This is a genomic window from Acinetobacter sp. 1566109, assembly GCF_000582255.1.
In the GTDB taxonomy this organism is placed as follows: Bacteria; Pseudomonadota; Gammaproteobacteria; order Pseudomonadales; family Moraxellaceae; genus Acinetobacter; species Acinetobacter nosocomialis.
The window spans coordinates 31,168-48,158 of record NZ_JEYB01000003.1 but is presented as its reverse complement, the minus strand read 5'-3'; the positions used below and the strand labels follow the sequence as shown (position 1 = coordinate 48,158).

Genomic DNA, 16,991 nt, shown 5'->3' with positions numbered 1-16,991 from the left:
CACGTTTTCTTTTTTTATTTGTCTCCTTATCTATTTATTTCACATCTATAGTTTTTAACCGGCAATATGATTTTTTTGATAAGACTCATTTGGTGACTGTAAAATCTGGCTACCTGCTGCAACACTATGCGTAAGCCAGACATTTCCCCCAATAATGGACCCTCGACCAATCGTAATACGGCCTAAAATAGTCGCGCCTGCATAAATCACGACATCATCTTCAACAATCGGATGGCGTATATAATCTTTTTTCAAACCACCATCATCATTGGTTTCAAAGCGTTTTGCTCCAAGGGTCACGGCTTGATAAATACGAACGCGTTCCCCAATCACACAAGTCTCGCCAATCACCACACCCGTACCATGATCAATGAAAAAGCCTTTACCGATTTGTGCACCCGGATGAATATCAATACCTGTTGCAGAGTGAGCTAACTCCGAAATAATGCGAGATAATAAAGGCACTTGAGCATAGAGCTGATGCGCAATTCGGTGATAAATAATCGCAAATATGCCCGGATAGCAGAGTAGTACCTCATCTACACTATGTGCTGCTGGATCACCTTCATAAGCCGCCCGTACATCACCATCTAAAAGGCGTCGTATAGAGGGCAAAGTGTTGGCAAAATCCTGAACAATAGTTTGGGCAAGTTCTTGTGGTTGCTGGACTGTGCTTGAATGGCCCAAATGACGTTTTGCCTCATAATTCAAAGCCAGTTGTACTTGCGCATGTAAGGCTGTGAGTACCCGATTTAAAGTATAGGCAATATAAGAATCTTCAGTTTCTTGGCGTAAGTCAGCAGGGCCTAAACGCATTGGAAATAAAATGCCGCACAGGTCATCTAAAATGGCCTTTAAAGCTTCTTTAGATGGAAGTTCGCGGCCCCCAAATTCTTTTGTTCTGTGCTGTTGCTGACGCCAGTCATGCCTTGCTTGTTGTAAACCTTGTACAACCACATTAATGTTCCATTGAGTCACAAGCTTTCCTTGATTCACTGAAAATTGATTAGAGTATTAGTCTTGTTGCCAAGGAAGTTGGTGGATGCGCCAGCCATTTTTCTGATTACGCTGTTGCTGATCATTTAGATCACCTTCGAAGCCTTCAAGAACGTTATAAATGTGCTCAAAACCTGCATTAAATGCGGCCTCGGCAGCTTGTGCTGAACGGTTGCCGCTACGACATAACAAAAGAATGGTTTTGTCTTTGCCAACTTTTGATTCGAGTTCTTTTAAAAAGCGTGGATTACGGTTAAACGATGTGCCTGTTGCCCAAGCAACATGAACACTTTCAGGGACATAACCCACAAATTTACGTTCTTCATTGGTACGCACATCAACTAAAACAGCTTCTCCTTGTTGTACGAGTTGCCATGCGTCAACAGGTGATAAACTGCCACTAAAATTTAGTTCGTGTTCTTGTGCATATTGCTGTGCTTTAGCAAGAATATCTTCGGCCGAAAAGGATGTATTTGAACCATTTGAGATAAAACTTTGTGGAGTTTCAGTATTTAATTTAGCGTTCATTGAATATATCCTTATCTTTGATTCAGATTGTTAAGGATCAATTTACGCGGTTTTAAATATAAGCAAAAATAAGGAATATCTATTTATATATATTATTTTGATAAATAAGAGCGGTGAATATTTTATATAAAACAGTATTAGTTAATCTTATAAAGTTATTAAAGTAAAATAGATTTAATAAATTTTATTATTTAGTAAAAACCGTGCAGATTAAAATAATCCGCACAGTTTTTAAAATTAAGCAAATCCACCATTTACTCGAATGACTTGAGAATTTACCCAACTTCCATCTGGACCAGTTAGCATGGCAACTACACTGGCAATTTCGTCAGGTGTTCCGATTCTTTCCAAGGGAGCGAGTTTTGCAATAGCCGCCACTTGCTCTTCAGTTTTTCCATTATAAAAAAGGTCAGTGCCTGTCGGGCCGGGAGCAACGGCGTTTACAGTGATATTGCGCCCACGTAACTCATTTGCTAAGACATGTACTAAACCTTCGACACCAGCTTTTGAAGCAATATACGGTCCATATAAAGGAAAAGATTTAGCAATTACACTGGTTGAAAGCGCAATAATCCGACCACCATCTGGCACTGTTTCGGCTGCATGCGCTAATATTAAAAAAGCACCGCGCAAATTGGTATGAATCATTGTATCGAAATCTGGCAGGCTTTCAGGTGTAATTTTTGCCATATGCATAATGCCTGCGCTATGAACGACTACATCTAACTGACCGTTAATGGCCTTTGCCTCTTGAAACAAACGGCTCACTTCATGTTCATTTGCAACGTCAGCTTGAATAGCTGAAGCTTGACCACCTTGCTCAATAATGTGTTCTACAGTGGCTTGGGCATGCACCTTATTCCCTGCATAGTTAATAATCACATAAAAGCCATCTTGAGCTAAACGTTCTGCAATAGCACGGCCAATACCACGTGATGCGCCAGTAACCAGAGCTGTTTTTCTTGAAATATTCATTTTTAGATTGCCTGTTTGAGTAAGTATGGCTTATTTTAATAATATAGAAATATGGGATAAATCGTTAGAATTGGATAAGATAATTCCATATGCATTAATAATGGATAGGGTTAAAAGATAGCGTTATGGATAAATTTGATACCTTGCAACTTTTTACCCGCATCGTAGAGCTGGGAAGCTTTAGTCAGGCAGCCGATCAACTGAATATCCCACGTGCTACAGCAAGTAATGCCATTAAAGAGTTAGAGAGTAATTTACAGTGCCGTTTATTAGAGCGGACGACTCGGCATGTAAGACCATCACTAGATGGACAGGCATTTTATGAACGCTGTACACAAATATTATCGGAACTCGATGATGCCGAATCATCTTTACGCAATGTAATTGCTCAGCCCCGTGGTTTATTAAGTGTCGATTTATCAGGCGCACATGCGACTAAAATTGTTTTACCCAATATCGATCAATTTCACGAGTTGTACCCCGACATTGAACTGGTAATTAGTACGGGTGATCGCTTGGTTGATCTGATTAGGGAAGGGATAGACTGTGTGGTGAGAGCGGGCCGTTTAGATGATTCCACTTTAATTGCTAGACATTTGGTGGATATGCCACAAGTGATTTGTGCGAGTCCTGACTATTTAAATAAACATGGAATGCCAGAGCAACCAGAAGAGTTGTTATCACATTATTGTGTCAATTTCTTTTCGACATCAGGCGGGCGGAATTATCCATTTGAATTGATGGTGAATGGCAAAAAACAAGATTATTTTTTGAAAAGTTGGATCGCGGTAAATGACGCTGAAAACTATGTATTATCTGCCTTACAAGGGGCTGGCTTAATTCAAGTACCGCGCTACCATGTGGCAAATGAATTAAAAAATGGGCGACTAGTTGAGGTTTTATCTGAGTGGAAAATCCCGAAGATGTCAGTTTCTGCACTATATCCGCAGCATCGGCAGCTCTCGCCACGCGTACGAGTTTTTGTCGCTTGGCTGAATGAGTTATATACGGGGTATTTTGCCAACTTTGAATACCCGCAAAAATGAAATATCTTGCGGGTAAGTCAAAAACTGAATGATATTTTAAGACTGGTTCTGCAATTTATCTTGAGTCTTGGTCTCAAAATCACTCGCATCATGGCGTTCATGCAACTGCGTAGCTAAATCACCAAAAGTACGGTTGACCATACGACCGCGTTGAACCGCTGGGCGCGCTAAAATCGCATCTGCCCAACGTTGAACATTTTTATATTGATCGACCCCTAAAAACTCCGCGCCGTTATACACCCAGTTTTTAACAAGACCGCCATACCAAGGGAACGCCGCAATATCAGCGATGCTATATTCAGATCCAGCCAAATATTCATGCTTTGCTAGATGCTGATCTAACACATCAAGTAAACGTTTCGTTTCCAAGGCAAAGCGGTTAATTGCATATTCAATTTTAACAGGGGCGTAGGCATAAAAATGCCCAAAACCACCACCTAGGTAAGGCGCGCTGCCCATTTGCCAGAATAACCAATTAAGACATTCAGTACGTGCAGCAATATCAGTTGGAATAAACGCTTTAAATTTTTCAGCCAAGTAAAGCAAAATTGAGCCAGATTCAAACACTCTTAATGGTGGGTTTTGGCTATGGTCAACCAATGCCGGAATTTTAGAGTTTGGATTAATTTCGACAAAGCCACTGCCAAATTGCTGTCCTTCACCAATTTTAATCAGCCATGCATCATATTCCGCATCTTGATGACCTAATGCTAAAAGCTCTTCTAGCAAAATAGTGACTTTTTGACCATTAGGCGTTGCTAAAGAATAGAGCTGGAGCGGATGTTTCCCTACTGGAAGTGTGTGCTCGTAACGCGCACCTGAGGTAGGTTGGTTTAAATCGGTTTTCTCTCCAGTCCATTGCCAAACTTGTGGAGGAATATAGTTTGAATCGCTCATTTTTTATCTCATGTTTGGTGTAAATATAAGGATTTATTTATGTCGCAAGGCAAGCCATTTTTGTACGGTCGGACGTTGCCATTGCTGTAATGCATAGTTTTTTAAACGTTCTGGTACAGCATCACCATTTTGAATAAGGCGTTGCAACATCAGGGCAAGTTCAGCATCCACAATGCTCCATGAACCAAAAAGAAATTCGGCATCAGACGCAAGAAGTTTTTCTGCAACAAAGAAAAGTTTTTCCGCAGCTTTTTTGCCTTCTTCTGAAAGTGGAGTGGAGGTGGGCTGAATAAAAATAACATCGGTTGGTCGTTCAGTTCTTAGTGCAACTAAGTCTGATCGGAGCCATGCCTGAATTTGTCTTGCTCTTGCGCGTGCTTGAATATCTTTTGGATAAATAGATGTGTTTGGATAAAGCTCTTCAAGATATTCCAAAATGGCAGAAGATTCTGATAAGGCAAAATCATTGTGCTCAAGTACAGGCACTTTGGCAGTTAATGACTTTGCTACATAAGATTTTTCAAATTGGCCTTGCTGGCCTAAGTTGATGGCCGCTATTTCAAATGGAATTTGTTTTTCATGTAGCCCTACAAAAACTGTAAACGCGTAGGGGCTTAGAAATTGTGAATCTGTGTACAGCTTAAAATGTTCATTATTCATTGTTATTGTCCATGTCATAAAACAATCGGATCTAGTCTAAGTGAGCTAAGCCAAGATTGGGTAGCTTTTTTGTGGAAAAGCTTTATTGGTTTTTGAATTAAGCCATTTTAATATTCAACGTTAAGGCTTAACGTGCTGGAAATGCTCACGAACAATGTTCAGCCACGCTTGTACCGCTGGTGAGACAGGAAGATTTTTTTTCCAAGCCATGACTAAGTGCCACTGAATATTTGGTTTTTCAAGTGGTACTGCTGCAAATAAAGTAGGGTCAAGCATGTCGGTATAATATTGAGGGAGAAGCGCAATCCCCATACGTTGTAACACCATGTCTGCCAAAAGATGCCATTGGCTGGTACGGCAAGCAATAGTTGGATAAAAACCATGCTGCTTACAAGCATCGAGAATAATACTGTTCAAAGAAAAATTTTCAGGAAACATTAAAAATGATTGGTGTTGTAATTCTTCTAGATTTATTTTTTTGCGGGTTGCCCAAGTTGCATCACGACGTAAAAGTACCATTAAAGGGTAGTTACATAACTCGATGCTATTAAAAGTTTGTTCATCAAAAGGCTGTAATAAAACGCCCACGTCTAGCTCGTTATTGAGTAAAGCTTGTTCAATACCGCGTGAACCTACTTCCATAAAAGCTAATTCAATAGCTGGCCATTGGCGATGAAAGTCAAACAGGGCTGTTGTTAGGAGCTGGGAACCTAAAGGTGGAACGCCAAGTTTTAAAGTACCTGTTTTTAATTGTTGATAGTTTTCTATTTCAAGAAAGATGTTTTGCTCTGCCTGAAGAAGTTCGACCGCATGTTGATAAATACGCTCTCCAATTTCAGTTAATTCAATTTGTCTTTTCCGTCCATGATCGGGTTTGACCAAAAGTTGTACCTGAAGCTGCTCTTCGAGTTGTTGTAATATTTTACTAATGGTGGGCTGAGTCAGATACAACTCTTCAGCAGTGCGAGTAAAACTTTTAGTTTTTACCAGTGTAACGAAGCACTGTAATGATTTTAGAGAAAGCATAATAAAGAATAGATTATTCCATTTTGGAATAATATTAACATGAATAATTCATATTTAGCAGCTTTAAGCAAGATAGCATAATGATGTAGTTAACCATTTAATTTCGAAAAATGAGTACTGAATCTGCTTCTGGAACACCCTTACAACCATCACTGTTCGTATTAGTTAAACAAATTCTCTTTTTGGCTGGATTTTGGTGGATCGGATATCTCTTACATCAAAAACTCGGCGTCCCTGTCTCGGCGGGTATTTTAGGTATGTTTTTATTGCTTTTATGTCTGTTCTTTAAAATTATCAAAATGGATCAGGTGGCAATCGGAGCAACTGTGGTTTTAGGTGAGCTATTACTGTTCTTTGTCCCTGTAGTCGTTGCTGTCGTCCAGTATAAAACGCTGTTTATGACCGAAGGATGGCAAATTGTCTTGAGTATTGCCATTGGTACTATTTTAGTCATGCTAAGTACTTCGCTGACTATTCACTATTACAATCGTTTAAAAGCTTATTTACAAGCTCGAAAACGTCTTCATCATAAGCATATCTAAAGAGCAAAACGACATGAATATTTGGTCAATTCTTTGTCTCATCTGGACTTTGGCCGCCTATGTTGTGGCAAAGCGAATCTATCAGAGAAATCCGAAACTTTGGTTATCACCCGCAATTAGTGTGCCTGTACTCACCATTATTTTGATGACGATTTTTGGAATTTCATATCAAACTTATGCAGAAGATACACAGTGGATTGTTAATTTGTTAGGACCAGCAACGGTTGCTTTTGCTGTACCGATTTATCGCTATCGGGAAACGATTCGTAAAAACCTTGGGGTCCTTTCGATTGCGATTATTGTCGGCATGAGTGTAGGTGTGATGTCTGCCTATGAAATGGCACAGTGGTTCCATTTTAGCCCTGAAGTGACCAACAGTTTGATGGCACGTTCTATTTCAACACCATTTGCCATGATTCTAGCGGAAGATATTCATGGTTCGGCAGCATTGGTTTCACTATTTACCGTTATTACCGGTTTGGTTGGTATGATTTGCGGCGATGCGATTTTAGCGATTACTAAAATCCGTTCTAATGTAGCAAATGGAGCTGCCTTTGGTAATGCAGCTCATGGTTTTGGTACAGTTAGAGCTCAGCAGCGTAATAGCGAAGAAGGTGTAATTGCCAGTTTAACTATGGTCATCGCCGGTATTTTAATGGTGCTGATTGGGCCATTTGCGATTCATCTATGGTTAATGTTGTAAGCTTGGATTAAGACGGTTTGTCATGTTGTTGAATAATTTTTGATAGTTTTTTAATGGCTTGTTGCATCTGTTCGGGTTCAAAATCACCTAAGCCGACAATTAAACCCGGACGTTGCTGCTCTTTTGAAAATGTTGGTGAAATTGCTTTAACGGCAATACCTGCATCGACTGCCGAGCTTGCAACGTCAATATCATTAATATGATGAGCAAGCCATAACACCATATGCATGCCTTGATCACCCGGCTGTAACCAAGCCAGTTCTTGAGGTATATGTTTTTCAATCAAGCCAATAATGTATTGCCGAACTTCCGCATAAACATGTCGAGTACGTCGAATATGTCGTTCTAAATAGCCTTCTTGAATAAAAGCAGCTAAAACGTGTTGGTCAGCAGCAGGTGGGTGTCTATCAATTAATACTCTCAGCCCACAAAAAGGTGCCACCAGTTCTTTAGGCAATACGGCATAGCCAAGCCTAAGCGATGGAAATAGAACTTTGCTGAAAGTGCCAAGATAAATGACCTGGTTGGGTGCCATACCTTGTAAAGATGGAAAGGGCTGGCCGTTATAACGAAGTTCACTGTCATAGTCATCTTCAATGATCCATGCATTTTGCTGTTTTGCCCAAGCCAATAAAGCCGTGCGTCTTGCTAGACTCATTGGCATGCCAAGTGGATATTGGTGAGATGGTGTCACAAAAGCAGCACGCGCATGTTTTGAAAGTTTAATCCCAGTTTCAACTTGAATACCTTCTTCATCGACAGGAACACGTACCGTACGGATATTTTTTACGGCATGTTCAAAAATGGCTGTGGTACCACGATAAGCCGGATCTTCTATCCAGACTTCATCTTTCGCTTCAAATAAAATCTGGCTGCAAATATAAAGTGCCTGTTGAATGCCTGGTGTAATCACGATTTGTTCAGGTTCACAGTGTACAGAGCGGGATCGACGTACATAATCTGCTATAGCGATTCTTAATGATAATACCCCTTGAGGTTCACCATAACCTGATGGAGCACCAGCACCCCGAGATCTAAATTTATTACCAAACTTACGCCAAATATCACTCGGTTGAGTACGAGCAATCGGAACAGACACTGCAAAAGGGGCATGAGGAAGGGGTTTAAACTCTTTGAGTACCTCGGCATAACAAAGAGCTGATTTGGTTAAAGGGATTGAGCTAGAAATTGTTTCTTTCTGGGAAGATTCCAATACAGTTTTTTTAGTTAAAGCATGAGATACATAAGTGCCAGTTCGGGCTTGTGAAGAAAAAACACCTTCAGCGAGAAGTTGATCATACGCTTCAATAACGGTTCCGCGAGCGACTTCAAGTGTTTGAGCCAGCTCACGCGAAGATGGTAAAGGGTCGCCGGGTTGTAAATCACCACTTTGTACAGCTTCACGCAAGGCTTGGGTCAGTTGAGCACTTATCTTTCCTTGGCTTTTATTAATCTTTGCAATAGACGGAAGTTCAACAACTTTTGCCATTCTTGCCATAATTCTGGTCTACTTAAAAAAATACAAAGTGGTTCTTTTTAATAAACCACATAAACCAGAAAATTTACAACACAAAATATAAATAACCCTGAGATTTACAGTGAGGTTTTGAGCCATGTATATCCCCGATGATTATGCAGAAAACCGTTTGGATGTTTTGCATTCTCTTATTACAGAATATCCGTTTGGTGTGCTTTTTACTCATGGAAGCAATGGATTAGATGCAAATCATCTTCCTTTTGAACTTCAGAAAAATGAAGGGAAGTTTGGCGCTCTACATGCGCATGTGTCTCGAGTGAATCCTGTCTGGCATAACATTAAAAATGGAGATGAGGTGTTGGTCGTGTTCCAAGCCGGTGATGCTTATATTTCACCAAACTGGTACCCATCCAAACATGAACAGCACAGACAAGTGCCGACGTGGAATTATAGGGTTGTGCATGCTCATGGCAAAGTAACAGTTCACGATGATGAACGTTATGTTCGCGGTGTGGTGGCTCGTTTAACCCGTAGCCATGAAGCTTCTCAACCTGAACCCTGGAAAATGTCAGATGCACCAAAGGACTATCTTGAACCGATGTTAAAGGCGATTGTGGGAATAGAAATTGAAATTACTAAGCTGCAAGGCCAATTAAAATTGGGGCAAAACAAAGAACGTCGAGACATTTTAGGTGCGGCAGATGGCCTATCAAAATCTGGTCATCAAACTATAGCGAATGCCATGTACAGTGTGGCTGAGTTAAATAAATAATTTTGAAAATATAAAAGCTTAATATTAATGGAGGAGATAAAGATGTCTTTGACTACACCTGTTGAATTAGTGGGTGAGCACGTTATTTTAAAGCCGCTAGATGTCACTCAAGCTGAAGCGCTCAAAGAGGCCGTTTGCGATGGGGAACTCTATAATCTTTGGTATACCCGTGTGCCAAGACCTGAACAGATGACTGCTGAAATTGAAAGACGTCTTGGTTTAAAAAAATCTGGTTCTATGTTGCCATTTTATATTGAAGACCGAAAAACGGGACGAGCGCTGGGCATGACAACTTTAATGCATATTGAAGAAGCGCATCGCCGTGTCGAAATTGGTTCGACGTGGTACCGAAAATCTGTACAGCGTACACCTGTCAATACTGAATGTAAAAAGCTATTGTTGGCTCATGCATTTGAGACTTTAAACTGTATTGCGGTTGAGTTACGCACATCTTCTTTAAATGTTCAAAGTCAAGCCGCGATTGTACGCTTAGGTGCAAAGCTCGATGGTGTGCTAAGAAGCCATCAAATTGTGAAAGATGATATTTTACGGGACACTCATGTTTATAGCATTTTAAAACATGAGTGGCCTGCGGTTCGCCAAAATCTGGAATGGATGTTGAATAAACCTCGATAGAAAAGATTTAAACAAACTGCTTTTCTCTTTTTTGGCTTAGCCAAAAGAGAGAAGCTGCGGCAATCATCAACCATGGTATTAACGCTATGTTCATTGCTTTCCAGCCAAATAAATCCAGTAAAGCACCTGCACTAAACGAACAAATCAAACCGACAACAAAAACGGTCATGTCGTTAATGGCTTGGGCCTTGGCTTTTTCAATCGCAGAATAAGTTCCTGTGAGTAAAGAAGTACTGCCAATAAATAAAAAGTTCCATCCCACGCCTAATAAAATTAAAGAAATAGCAAAAGATGTGAACTGAATACCTGAGAGAGCAAATCCGATATAGCAGGCAAATAATAAAAGACCTGCAAACATGATTTTAAGCACACCAAAGCGAGCAATTAAGTTTCCAGTAAAGAATGAAGGTAGGAACATACCAAGTACATGCAATTGAATGACTGTCGTAATCGTGCCTAGTTCATGCTGTGAATGTCGCATAGCAATGGGTGTAGCAGTCATACCTAAAATCATAATGCCATAACCTGTGATTGCACCAAACAGAGCAACCAAATAAGTGGGTTGAAAGACAATCTGATGCCATGGGCGACCAGCAGTAAAGTCAGACTTTTGTTCAACTGTATCGGCAATATGTAGGCTAGATAAAATGCCCATTGCCACAAGTGAAATGATACTAATAATTAAAAATGAACCGACATATTCCACATGTTGGAATAAGGGCCCACCAAAGCGCGCCAAAGTCGGGCCAATCAATGCTGCAACAATTCCACCTGCCATCACCCAAGAAATAGCACGCGAACGGAATGCATCATCTGCAACTTCACTGGCAGCAAAACGATAAAACTGAGCGAAGGATTGATATGCGCCAACACATAGTGTGCCTAAGGCAAGAAGTATGAGTGAACTATAAAAAATACCGATTGATGCAATAATGCCGCCGAGCACACCTAAAAAAGCACCGAATAGAAAACCGTTACGCCGCCCTATACGTGCCATCAACATTGAAGCAGGGAACATCATTAAAGCCGTACCCAAAAACATAGATGCGATGGGTAGGGTTGCAAGTGTAGGGGTATTTGAGATATTGGCCCCAGCCAAGCCACCAATGGTCATGACCATGACAGAAACAGTTTGAAAAAGTGATTGGGAACTCGCCAAAATTAATACTTGGCGGTGCATGGTGTTTTGAAGCATGAGAGCCTTTAATTATATGTGTTAATCGATGAGTATGGGTGCTGAGTTTTTATATAGTAAGCAAGTATCAATAGCTCAGCTTGAAAATGTTGAGGTGTTTCTGGCGGCAGGCATAACAATATTTCTTTTTCATAAACTATTTCTTATCAAGTAATTGTAGCTGAATAATCAGGGTTGATATTCTATCATCTGATAATTTGACACAAAACATTTGAGCATCGTTTTTTCTAAATAAGCATTGATATACACGACGTTTATTGGATTTATTCTTTCAGATCATTTTAGTCAATTTACATTTAATCGTTAACCTGAAGTTAATAACAACTCATGTAGGTTGATTGATCGGAAGTTCATAAAGCGTTTTTATAGATTCAGAACAAAACTGCGATCTATAGGTAAGTACATGGAAGGATCAGTTCAGAATAAAGAACGGTTATGGACAAAGCGGCGTCATGCCAAACAACTAAAACTAGAGATGGCAAACCAATATACCGATGGTGTAGTTATTCCAACTCAAGACATTATTAAAGTTTTAGAAACCCTGATTACACCGGGTGACAAAGTTGTACTCGAAGGAAATAACCAAAAGCAGGCAGATTTTTTATCGCGTTCTTTGGCACAAACCAACCCAGATATTTTGCATGATTTACATATGATCATGCCAAGTGTGGGACGTTCGGAACATCTCGATCTGTTTGAAAAAGGCATTGCGCGTAAGCTCGATTTTTCTTTTGCTGGCCCACAAAGTTTACGTATTAGCCAGTTAATTGAAGATGGACTGTTAGAGATCGGGGCTATCCACACTTATATTGAATTGTATTCGCGTTTGGTGGTTGACCTCATTCCAAATGTCGTGCTCTCGGCGGGTTTTATGGCAGACCGCCAAGGCAATATCTATACAGGCCCAAGTACCGAAGACTCTCCAGCACTTATTGAACCTGCCGCTTTTAGTGACGGTATTGTGATTGTTCAGGTGAATGAACTGGTTGATGACGTAACAGAGTTACCACGTGTCGATATTCCTGCTTCTTGGGTGGATTATGTAGTGGTTGCAGATCAGCCATTTTATATCGAACCCTTGTTTACCCGTGACCCGAAACATATCAAGCCAGTGCATGTGCTTATGGCCATGATGGCAATTCGTGGAATTTATGAAAAGCATAATGTGCAATCGTTAAATCATGGCATTGGTTTTAACACTGCGGCAATTGAGCTGATTTTACCCACCTATGGTGAGTCTTTAGGTTTAAAAGGAAAAATTTGCCGAAATTGGACACTAAATCCGCATCCAACCTTGATTCCAGCCATTGAAACAGGTTGGGTAGAAAGCGTGCATTGCTTTGGTACCGAACTCGGTATGGAAAAATATGTTGCTGCTCGTCCCGACGTTTTCTTTACAGGTCGTGATGGTGCGCTACGTTCCAATCGCATGATGTGTCAGCTTGCAGGTCAGTACGCCGTTGATCTATTTATTGGCGCAACTTTGCAAGTCGATGGCATGGGCCATTCTTCGACTGTTACCAAAGGCCGTTTAGCTGGTTTCGGCGGTGCACCAAACATGGGGCATGATCCACGTGGCCGTCGTCACGATACGCCAGCATGGCTAGATATGCGTTTGCAAGGTGCTAATGAAACAGAAACTTATTTGGCACGTGGTAAAAAACTCGTTGTACAAATGGTGGAAACCTTCCAAGAGGGTGGCAAGCCAACTTTTGTGGATCGTCTCGATGCAATTGATGTGGCTAAAACAGCAGGCCTGCCTTTAGCACCGATCATGATTTATGGTGATGATGTGACCCATTTACTCACCGAAGAAGGCATTGCTTATCTATATAAAGCAAGCAGCCAAGAAGAGCGGCAAGCCATGATTGCTGCGGTGGCAGGCGTGACTAGTATTGGTTTAACTCAGGACCCTAAAACAACAGCACGTTTAAGAAGCGAAGGCTTGGTGGTATTCCCTGAAGATTTAGGTATTCGCCGCACCGATGCAACACGTGAGCTTTTAGCCGCAAAAAATATTGCCGACTTGGTGACATGGTCAGATGGTTTATATCAACCACCTGCAAAATTCAGGAGTTGGTAATGATGGCACAAGTTCAATATCAAACACTTAGCGATAGTCAGCTTTTAGCAGATATGGCGGTCGAGGCTTTAATTGATGAAGTTAATCTGACGCCTAAACCAGCCTTGGTAGATCGCCGTGGCAGTGGTGCACACAATGACCTGACTTTGGAATTAATGGAGCGTTCTGCGAAAAGTTTAGGACCCATGTTTGAAGCGATGGCCCAAGCTGCAAAGCATCATGGAAAAGTCTGTTTAGCCTTGCGTGAAGACATTGGTGAAATTGGCCGTCAAGGTGAAAAAACCATGATGTTGGCAACAAATGGTGTTAACACACACCGCGGTGCAATTTGGGCCTTGGGTTTAATGGTTACGGCGGCGGCATTGGCGCGTGCGAAACAAAAATATTTATCAGCTGTTGAACTATGCCAGTTAGCAGGTCAGATTGCTCAGCTTGAAGATCGTTTTATTCCAAAGCAGGCCTTGAGTCATGGACAGCAAGTACAAAAGAAATTAGGCATCTTAGGTGCCAAAGAACAGGCGCAACAAGGTTTTCCAACCATCGTAAATTTTGGCTTAAAGCAACTTCATCAAAGTCGTAGTAAACCAATGAAAGAAGAGTTCGCTCGCTTAGATGCCTTACTTGGGATGATGACTGATCTAACCGATACCTGCGTGCTTTATCGATCTGGAACAAATGGCTTAAAGCGTATGCAACAAGGTGCTCAGCAAGTACTGGATTTGGGCGGCAGCTCAAGCTTGGAAGGTCGACGTGCTTTACATCTTTTAGAGATTGATCTGCTTAGGATGAAGGCTTCTGCTGGTGGTGCCGCAGATTTGTTGGCAGCAACCTTGTTTATAGATCGTGCTGAGCAGTCATCTGTGAAAAATAAAAAGGGATTTTGATTATGGAAACACTTCATTTTGAATTTGTGGCCACAGAGCCACCTGTAAAAAAAGCACTAGTAGGATGTGTTGGCTCGGGTGATTTAGAAATTTTGATGGAACCTGGTGAAACAGGAAAAGCTTCTATTCACGTGGTGACTTCGGTAGATGGCAGTGCAGCACGTTGGCACAATCTTTTTGAACGAATTTTTACTGCGCAAATACCGCCAGCGGTCAATATTGATATTCATGACTTTGGTGCAACTCCCGGTGTCGTTCGTTTACGTCTAGAACAAGCATTAGAGGTGATTGCCCATGACTGATATTCAAAGCTTGTTAAATAAACAAGATTTTATTGAACTCAGCGCAAGAGAGCGTGCCAAAGCATTATTAGATGAAGGGACTTTTCGAGAGTTACTCGACCCATTTGCCCGTGTTATGTCGCCTTGGTTGATTCAGCAAAATATTGTCTCACAAGCCGATGATGGTGTAGTGATTGCAAAGGGAACTATTCAAGAACGCCCAGTAGTTTTAATTTCTATTGAAGGCTTATTTCAAGGTGGAAGTTTAGGCGAGGTGGGCGGTGCCAAAATTGCGGGTGCCTTAGAACTTGCGGTTGAAGACAATCTGAAAGGCATTCCAACAGCGGCAATTTTATTGTTAGAGACAGGCGGCGTTCGCTTACAAGAAGCAAATCTGGGTTTGGCTGCAATTGCTGAAATTCAGGCTGCAATAGTGAACTTACGTCAGTATCAACCTGTGATTGCAGTAGTTGCAGGTAGTGTAGGGTGCTTCGGCGGAATGTCAATTGCGGCTGGACTATGTAGCTATATTGTAATGACACAAGAAGGACGTTTAGGCTTAAATGGTCCCCAAGTGATAGAACAAGAAGCTGGTGTACAAGAATATAACGCCAAAGATCGTCCATTTATATGGAGTATTACGGGTGGTAATCAGCGTTTCGCGAGTGGTTTGGTAGATGCTTATGTAGATGATGATCGCCAGAAAATTCGTCAGCAAGTTATCGATTATTTAACTCAAGGTGTGCCTCAGCAGCACCGTAGTTCAAATTACTCATTCTATTTAGAAAAGCTACAACAAGTTGATACTGCTGAGCAGATTACCCCAGCACAAGTTCAAGCTTTGTATCAAGGAGAGCAAGCATGAATATCGCCGTTGATACATTAAAAGCATCTACTCGTGGTGCACATTGGTTTAAAGCACTTACGCAGGGTTTTAAGACAGCTGAAGGTTTTCCAGCTTCTGTTTGGGTAGCTGATGGTCAGATCGATCAGCAAGCGGTGCGCGTGATTACCGTTGTGCAAGATACCAATAATCTGTTCCCACGGGCAAGACAAGGGGAAGTTGGACTCTTGGAAGGCTGGAGCTTGGCAAAAGCAGTTGATGACGTGATTCAAGCCGATGCAAAGGCTGAAACTAAACGCGGTATTTTATGTCTGGTTGATGTCCCAAGTCAGGCCTATGGGCGCCGCGAAGAATTATTAGGTATTCATCAAGCTTTAGCGGGTGCAGTAGATAGCTATGCTAGAGCCAGATTGGCAGGTCATCCAATTGTGAGTTTATTAATTGGTAAGTCGATGTCTGGTGCTTTCTTGGCGCATGGATACCAAGCCAATCGTATTATTGCCTTAAAAGATTCAGGTGTTATGGTGCATGCAATGGGTAAAGAATCTGCTGCACGCGTTACCTTACGATCAGTTGATGAGTTAGAGCAATTGGCATCAAGCATTCCACCAATGGCTTATGACATTGAAAGTTATGCCACGCTTGGTTTGTTATCTGAACTGTTATCTGTTGAAAACCCTGAACAACCGACAAATGATGATCTTTTGTTAGCAAAGCAGGTGATTGCTCAAACGTTTAAAGAAATTAATGCTGATCAATCTAAAGGACTGGAACAAAGACTTTACGGCCAAAACCGTCAAATGTCTAAAAGGGTCCGTGAATTATTGCGTGAGCAATGGTCATGAAACTTAAGCTCGAAGCCCATGATTTACTATGGGGTATAACGGTCAATTGCTTGGCCGATGATGCTCCGCTTTGGGCGAAAGAGGTGTTACTACGCGGTGATCCCGTTGTAGTTCGACGGGAAATTACTCCTGAAGATCAGGTGGCTGTGGGTATAAGAGGACAATTTCGCTATCAACGTTATGCAGCGCAAATGCCAAGATCTCTAATTAGCAGACAACTTAAACCTGAAGCACTAGCTGAAGTAAATCCAAGTCACTTTAAACACTTGGCAGAACGTTTACAGAGCATTTCTAGCATTATGAAAAATTTTTCAGGATGTTGGGGATATACAGGAAGTTTTGGGTTTGAACTGGCAACGGGCATTGAAACAGTTACCCCTCAAAGTGACATAGATCTGTTGATTCGAGCTGAACAACCTTTTGCTAAAAGGCAGGCGATTGAGCTACTCGAAAATTTTCACCAAGCCGGGCTCAATGTGGATATACAGCTTCAACTTCCACAAGGTGGTTTGGCGTTAAAAGAATGGGCGAGAAATAGCGGAAAAGTTCTATTGAAACGTCCTGATGGTGCTGTTTTAGTAGAAAACCCATGGAGTTAGGG

The 16,991-nt window shown here is 41.3% G+C and carries 19 protein-coding genes; 11 read left to right on the top strand and 8 right to left on the bottom strand.

Going from position 1 to position 16,991, the window contains the following annotated elements; genetic code table 11:
* Window positions 1-54 precede the first annotated feature (54 nt).
* From epsC to J582_RS07080, 3 genes are all read right to left on the bottom strand, one after another.
* Window positions 55-996 carry a serine O-acetyltransferase EpsC gene (gene epsC / locus J582_RS07090; RefSeq protein WP_080746801.1) on the bottom strand — a complete coding sequence of 314 codons (942 nt, stop codon included), beginning with the start codon at window positions 994-996 and terminating at the stop codon, window positions 55-57.
* An 18-nt stretch (window positions 997-1,014) separates the two neighbouring features.
* Window positions 1,015-1,524 carry a rhodanese-like domain-containing protein gene (locus J582_RS07085; RefSeq protein WP_000992245.1) on the bottom strand — a complete coding sequence of 170 codons (510 nt, stop codon included), beginning with the start codon at window positions 1,522-1,524 and terminating at the stop codon, window positions 1,015-1,017.
* A 237-nt stretch (window positions 1,525-1,761) separates the two neighbouring features.
* Entirely contained in the window at window positions 1,762-2,499 is a 738-nt protein-coding gene (locus J582_RS07080) for an SDR family oxidoreductase (protein WP_032047603.1), read from the bottom strand.
* Between the two features lie 125 nt (window positions 2,500-2,624).
* Here J582_RS07080 and J582_RS07075 point away from each other — a divergent pair, with 125 nt between their 5' ends.
* A complete protein-coding gene (locus tag J582_RS07075) occupies window positions 2,625-3,545 on the top strand; it encodes a LysR family transcriptional regulator (RefSeq protein ID WP_032047602.1) in 921 nt (306 codons plus the stop codon).
* Window positions 3,546-3,581: 36 nt separating this feature from the next.
* On the opposite strand, the gene yghU is transcribed toward J582_RS07075, so the two are convergent.
* From yghU to J582_RS07060, 3 genes are all read right to left on the bottom strand, one after another.
* On the bottom strand, window positions 3,582-4,442 hold the full coding sequence (yghU, locus tag J582_RS07070; protein ID WP_032047600.1) for a glutathione-dependent disulfide-bond oxidoreductase: 861 nt from the start codon (window positions 4,440-4,442) through the stop codon (window positions 3,582-3,584).
* Between the two features lie 33 nt (window positions 4,443-4,475).
* Window positions 4,476-5,102, bottom strand: coding sequence for a glutathione transferase (gene yfcF, locus J582_RS07065; protein WP_032047598.1), 627 nt, complete (start codon window positions 5,100-5,102; stop codon window positions 4,476-4,478).
* Between the two features lie 120 nt (window positions 5,103-5,222).
* The gene (locus J582_RS07060; RefSeq protein WP_032047597.1) at window positions 5,223-6,128 is read right to left on the bottom strand and encodes a LysR family transcriptional regulator; all 906 of its coding nucleotides are present in this window, start codon (window positions 6,126-6,128) and stop codon (window positions 5,223-5,225) included.
* Window positions 6,129-6,238: 110 nt separating this feature from the next.
* On the opposite strand from J582_RS07060, the gene J582_RS07055 reads away from it, so the two are divergent.
* The gene (locus J582_RS07055; RefSeq protein ID WP_032047596.1) at window positions 6,239-6,670 is read left to right on the top strand and encodes a CidA/LrgA family protein; all 432 of its coding nucleotides are present in this window, start codon (window positions 6,239-6,241) and stop codon (window positions 6,668-6,670) included.
* A 13-nt stretch (window positions 6,671-6,683) separates the two neighbouring features.
* Window positions 6,684-7,373: an LrgB family protein gene (locus J582_RS07050; RefSeq protein WP_032047595.1), complete on the top strand. Its 690-nt coding sequence runs from the start codon at window positions 6,684-6,686 to the stop codon at window positions 7,371-7,373.
* Between the two features lie 7 nt (window positions 7,374-7,380).
* On the opposite strand, the gene J582_RS07045 is transcribed toward J582_RS07050, so the two are convergent.
* On the bottom strand, window positions 7,381-8,871 hold the full coding sequence (locus tag J582_RS07045) for a PLP-dependent aminotransferase family protein (protein ID WP_032047594.1): 1,491 nt from the start codon (window positions 8,869-8,871) through the stop codon (window positions 7,381-7,383).
* 115 nt (window positions 8,872-8,986) lie between these two features.
* Between J582_RS07045 and J582_RS07040 the strand changes: the two genes are divergently transcribed.
* Window positions 8,987-9,622 carry an FMN-binding negative transcriptional regulator gene (locus J582_RS07040; protein ID WP_032047592.1) on the top strand — a complete coding sequence of 212 codons (636 nt, stop codon included), beginning with the start codon at window positions 8,987-8,989 and terminating at the stop codon, window positions 9,620-9,622.
* Window positions 9,623-9,664: 42 nt separating this feature from the next.
* On the top strand, window positions 9,665-10,258 hold the full coding sequence (locus J582_RS07035; RefSeq protein WP_032047591.1) for a GNAT family N-acetyltransferase: 594 nt from the start codon (window positions 9,665-9,667) through the stop codon (window positions 10,256-10,258).
* Between the two features lie 7 nt (window positions 10,259-10,265).
* Here J582_RS07035 and J582_RS07030 read toward each other — a convergent pair whose 3' ends face one another.
* Window positions 10,266-11,453 (bottom strand): MFS transporter, encoded by a 1,188-nt coding sequence (locus tag J582_RS07030; RefSeq protein ID WP_032047590.1) that lies wholly within the window; start codon window positions 11,451-11,453, stop codon window positions 10,266-10,268.
* Window positions 11,454-11,856: 403 nt separating this feature from the next.
* On the opposite strand from J582_RS07030, the gene mdcA reads away from it, so the two are divergent.
* Genes mdcA through J582_RS07000 form a run of 6 tightly spaced genes read left to right on the top strand, consistent with a single transcriptional unit; the run spans window position 11,857 to window position 16,989 of the window.
* Entirely contained in the window at window positions 11,857-13,536 is a 1,680-nt protein-coding gene (gene mdcA, locus J582_RS07025) for a malonate decarboxylase subunit alpha (RefSeq protein ID WP_032047589.1), read from the top strand.
* A complete protein-coding gene (locus tag J582_RS07020; protein ID WP_032047588.1) occupies window positions 13,536-14,420 on the top strand; it encodes a triphosphoribosyl-dephospho-CoA synthase in 885 nt (294 codons plus the stop codon). The genes mdcA and J582_RS07020 overlap by 1 nt, the downstream gene beginning before the upstream one ends.
* Before the next feature lie 2 nt (window positions 14,421-14,422).
* Complete coding sequence (locus J582_RS07015) at window positions 14,423-14,722, top strand: malonate decarboxylase subunit delta (protein ID WP_032047587.1); 300 nt, start codon at window positions 14,423-14,425, stop codon at window positions 14,720-14,722.
* Window positions 14,715-15,566, top strand: a complete 852-nt coding sequence (locus J582_RS07010; protein WP_032047585.1) for a biotin-independent malonate decarboxylase subunit beta — start codon at window positions 14,715-14,717, stop codon at window positions 15,564-15,566. The genes J582_RS07015 and J582_RS07010 overlap by 8 nt, the downstream gene beginning before the upstream one ends.
* Window positions 15,563-16,390 carry a biotin-independent malonate decarboxylase subunit gamma gene (gene mdcE / locus J582_RS07005; RefSeq protein ID WP_032047584.1) on the top strand — a complete coding sequence of 276 codons (828 nt, stop codon included), beginning with the start codon at window positions 15,563-15,565 and terminating at the stop codon, window positions 16,388-16,390. The genes J582_RS07010 and mdcE overlap by 4 nt, the downstream gene beginning before the upstream one ends.
* Entirely contained in the window at window positions 16,381-16,989 is a 609-nt protein-coding gene (locus J582_RS07000; RefSeq protein ID WP_080746802.1) for a malonate decarboxylase holo-ACP synthase, read from the top strand. The genes mdcE and J582_RS07000 overlap by 10 nt, the downstream gene beginning before the upstream one ends.
* The last annotated feature ends 2 nt before the right edge of the window (window positions 16,990-16,991 follow it).

What these genes read in the sequence shown, in the direction of transcription:
- J582_RS07085 (WP_000992245.1), bottom strand. Translation starts at nt 1,524, where the DNA reads ATGAACGCTAAATTAAATACTGAAACTCCACAAAGTTTTATCTCAAAT.
- J582_RS07080 (WP_032047603.1), bottom strand. Translation starts at nt 2,499, where the DNA reads ATGAATATTTCAAGAAAAACAGCTCTGGTTACTGGCGCATCACGTGGT.
- J582_RS07075 (WP_032047602.1), top strand. Translation starts at nt 2,625, where the DNA reads ATGGATAAATTTGATACCTTGCAACTTTTTACCCGCATCGTAGAGCTG.
- yghU (WP_032047600.1), bottom strand. Translation starts at nt 4,442, where the DNA reads ATGAGCGATTCAAACTATATTCCTCCACAAGTTTGGCAATGGACTGGA.
- yfcF (WP_032047598.1), bottom strand. Translation starts at nt 5,102, where the DNA reads ATGAATAATGAACATTTTAAGCTGTACACAGATTCACAATTTCTAAGC.
- J582_RS07060 (WP_032047597.1), bottom strand. Translation starts at nt 6,128, where the DNA reads ATGCTTTCTCTAAAATCATTACAGTGCTTCGTTACACTGGTAAAAACT.
- J582_RS07055 (WP_032047596.1), top strand. Translation starts at nt 6,239, where the DNA reads ATGAGTACTGAATCTGCTTCTGGAACACCCTTACAACCATCACTGTTC.
- J582_RS07050 (WP_032047595.1), top strand. Translation starts at nt 6,684, where the DNA reads ATGAATATTTGGTCAATTCTTTGTCTCATCTGGACTTTGGCCGCCTAT.
- J582_RS07045 (WP_032047594.1), bottom strand. Translation starts at nt 8,871, where the DNA reads ATGGCAAGAATGGCAAAAGTTGTTGAACTTCCGTCTATTGCAAAGATT.
- J582_RS07040 (WP_032047592.1), top strand. Translation starts at nt 8,987, where the DNA reads ATGTATATCCCCGATGATTATGCAGAAAACCGTTTGGATGTTTTGCAT.
- J582_RS07035 (WP_032047591.1), top strand. Translation starts at nt 9,665, where the DNA reads ATGTCTTTGACTACACCTGTTGAATTAGTGGGTGAGCACGTTATTTTA.
- J582_RS07030 (WP_032047590.1), bottom strand. Translation starts at nt 11,453, where the DNA reads ATGCTTCAAAACACCATGCACCGCCAAGTATTAATTTTGGCGAGTTCC.
- mdcA (WP_032047589.1), top strand. Translation starts at nt 11,857, where the DNA reads ATGGAAGGATCAGTTCAGAATAAAGAACGGTTATGGACAAAGCGGCGT.
- J582_RS07020 (WP_032047588.1), top strand. Translation starts at nt 13,536, where the DNA reads ATGATGGCACAAGTTCAATATCAAACACTTAGCGATAGTCAGCTTTTA.
- J582_RS07015 (WP_032047587.1), top strand. Translation starts at nt 14,423, where the DNA reads ATGGAAACACTTCATTTTGAATTTGTGGCCACAGAGCCACCTGTAAAA.
- J582_RS07010 (WP_032047585.1), top strand. Translation starts at nt 14,715, where the DNA reads ATGACTGATATTCAAAGCTTGTTAAATAAACAAGATTTTATTGAACTC.
- mdcE (WP_032047584.1), top strand. Translation starts at nt 15,563, where the DNA reads ATGAATATCGCCGTTGATACATTAAAAGCATCTACTCGTGGTGCACAT.
- J582_RS07000 (WP_080746802.1), top strand. Translation starts at nt 16,381, where the DNA reads ATGGTCATGAAACTTAAGCTCGAAGCCCATGATTTACTATGGGGTATA.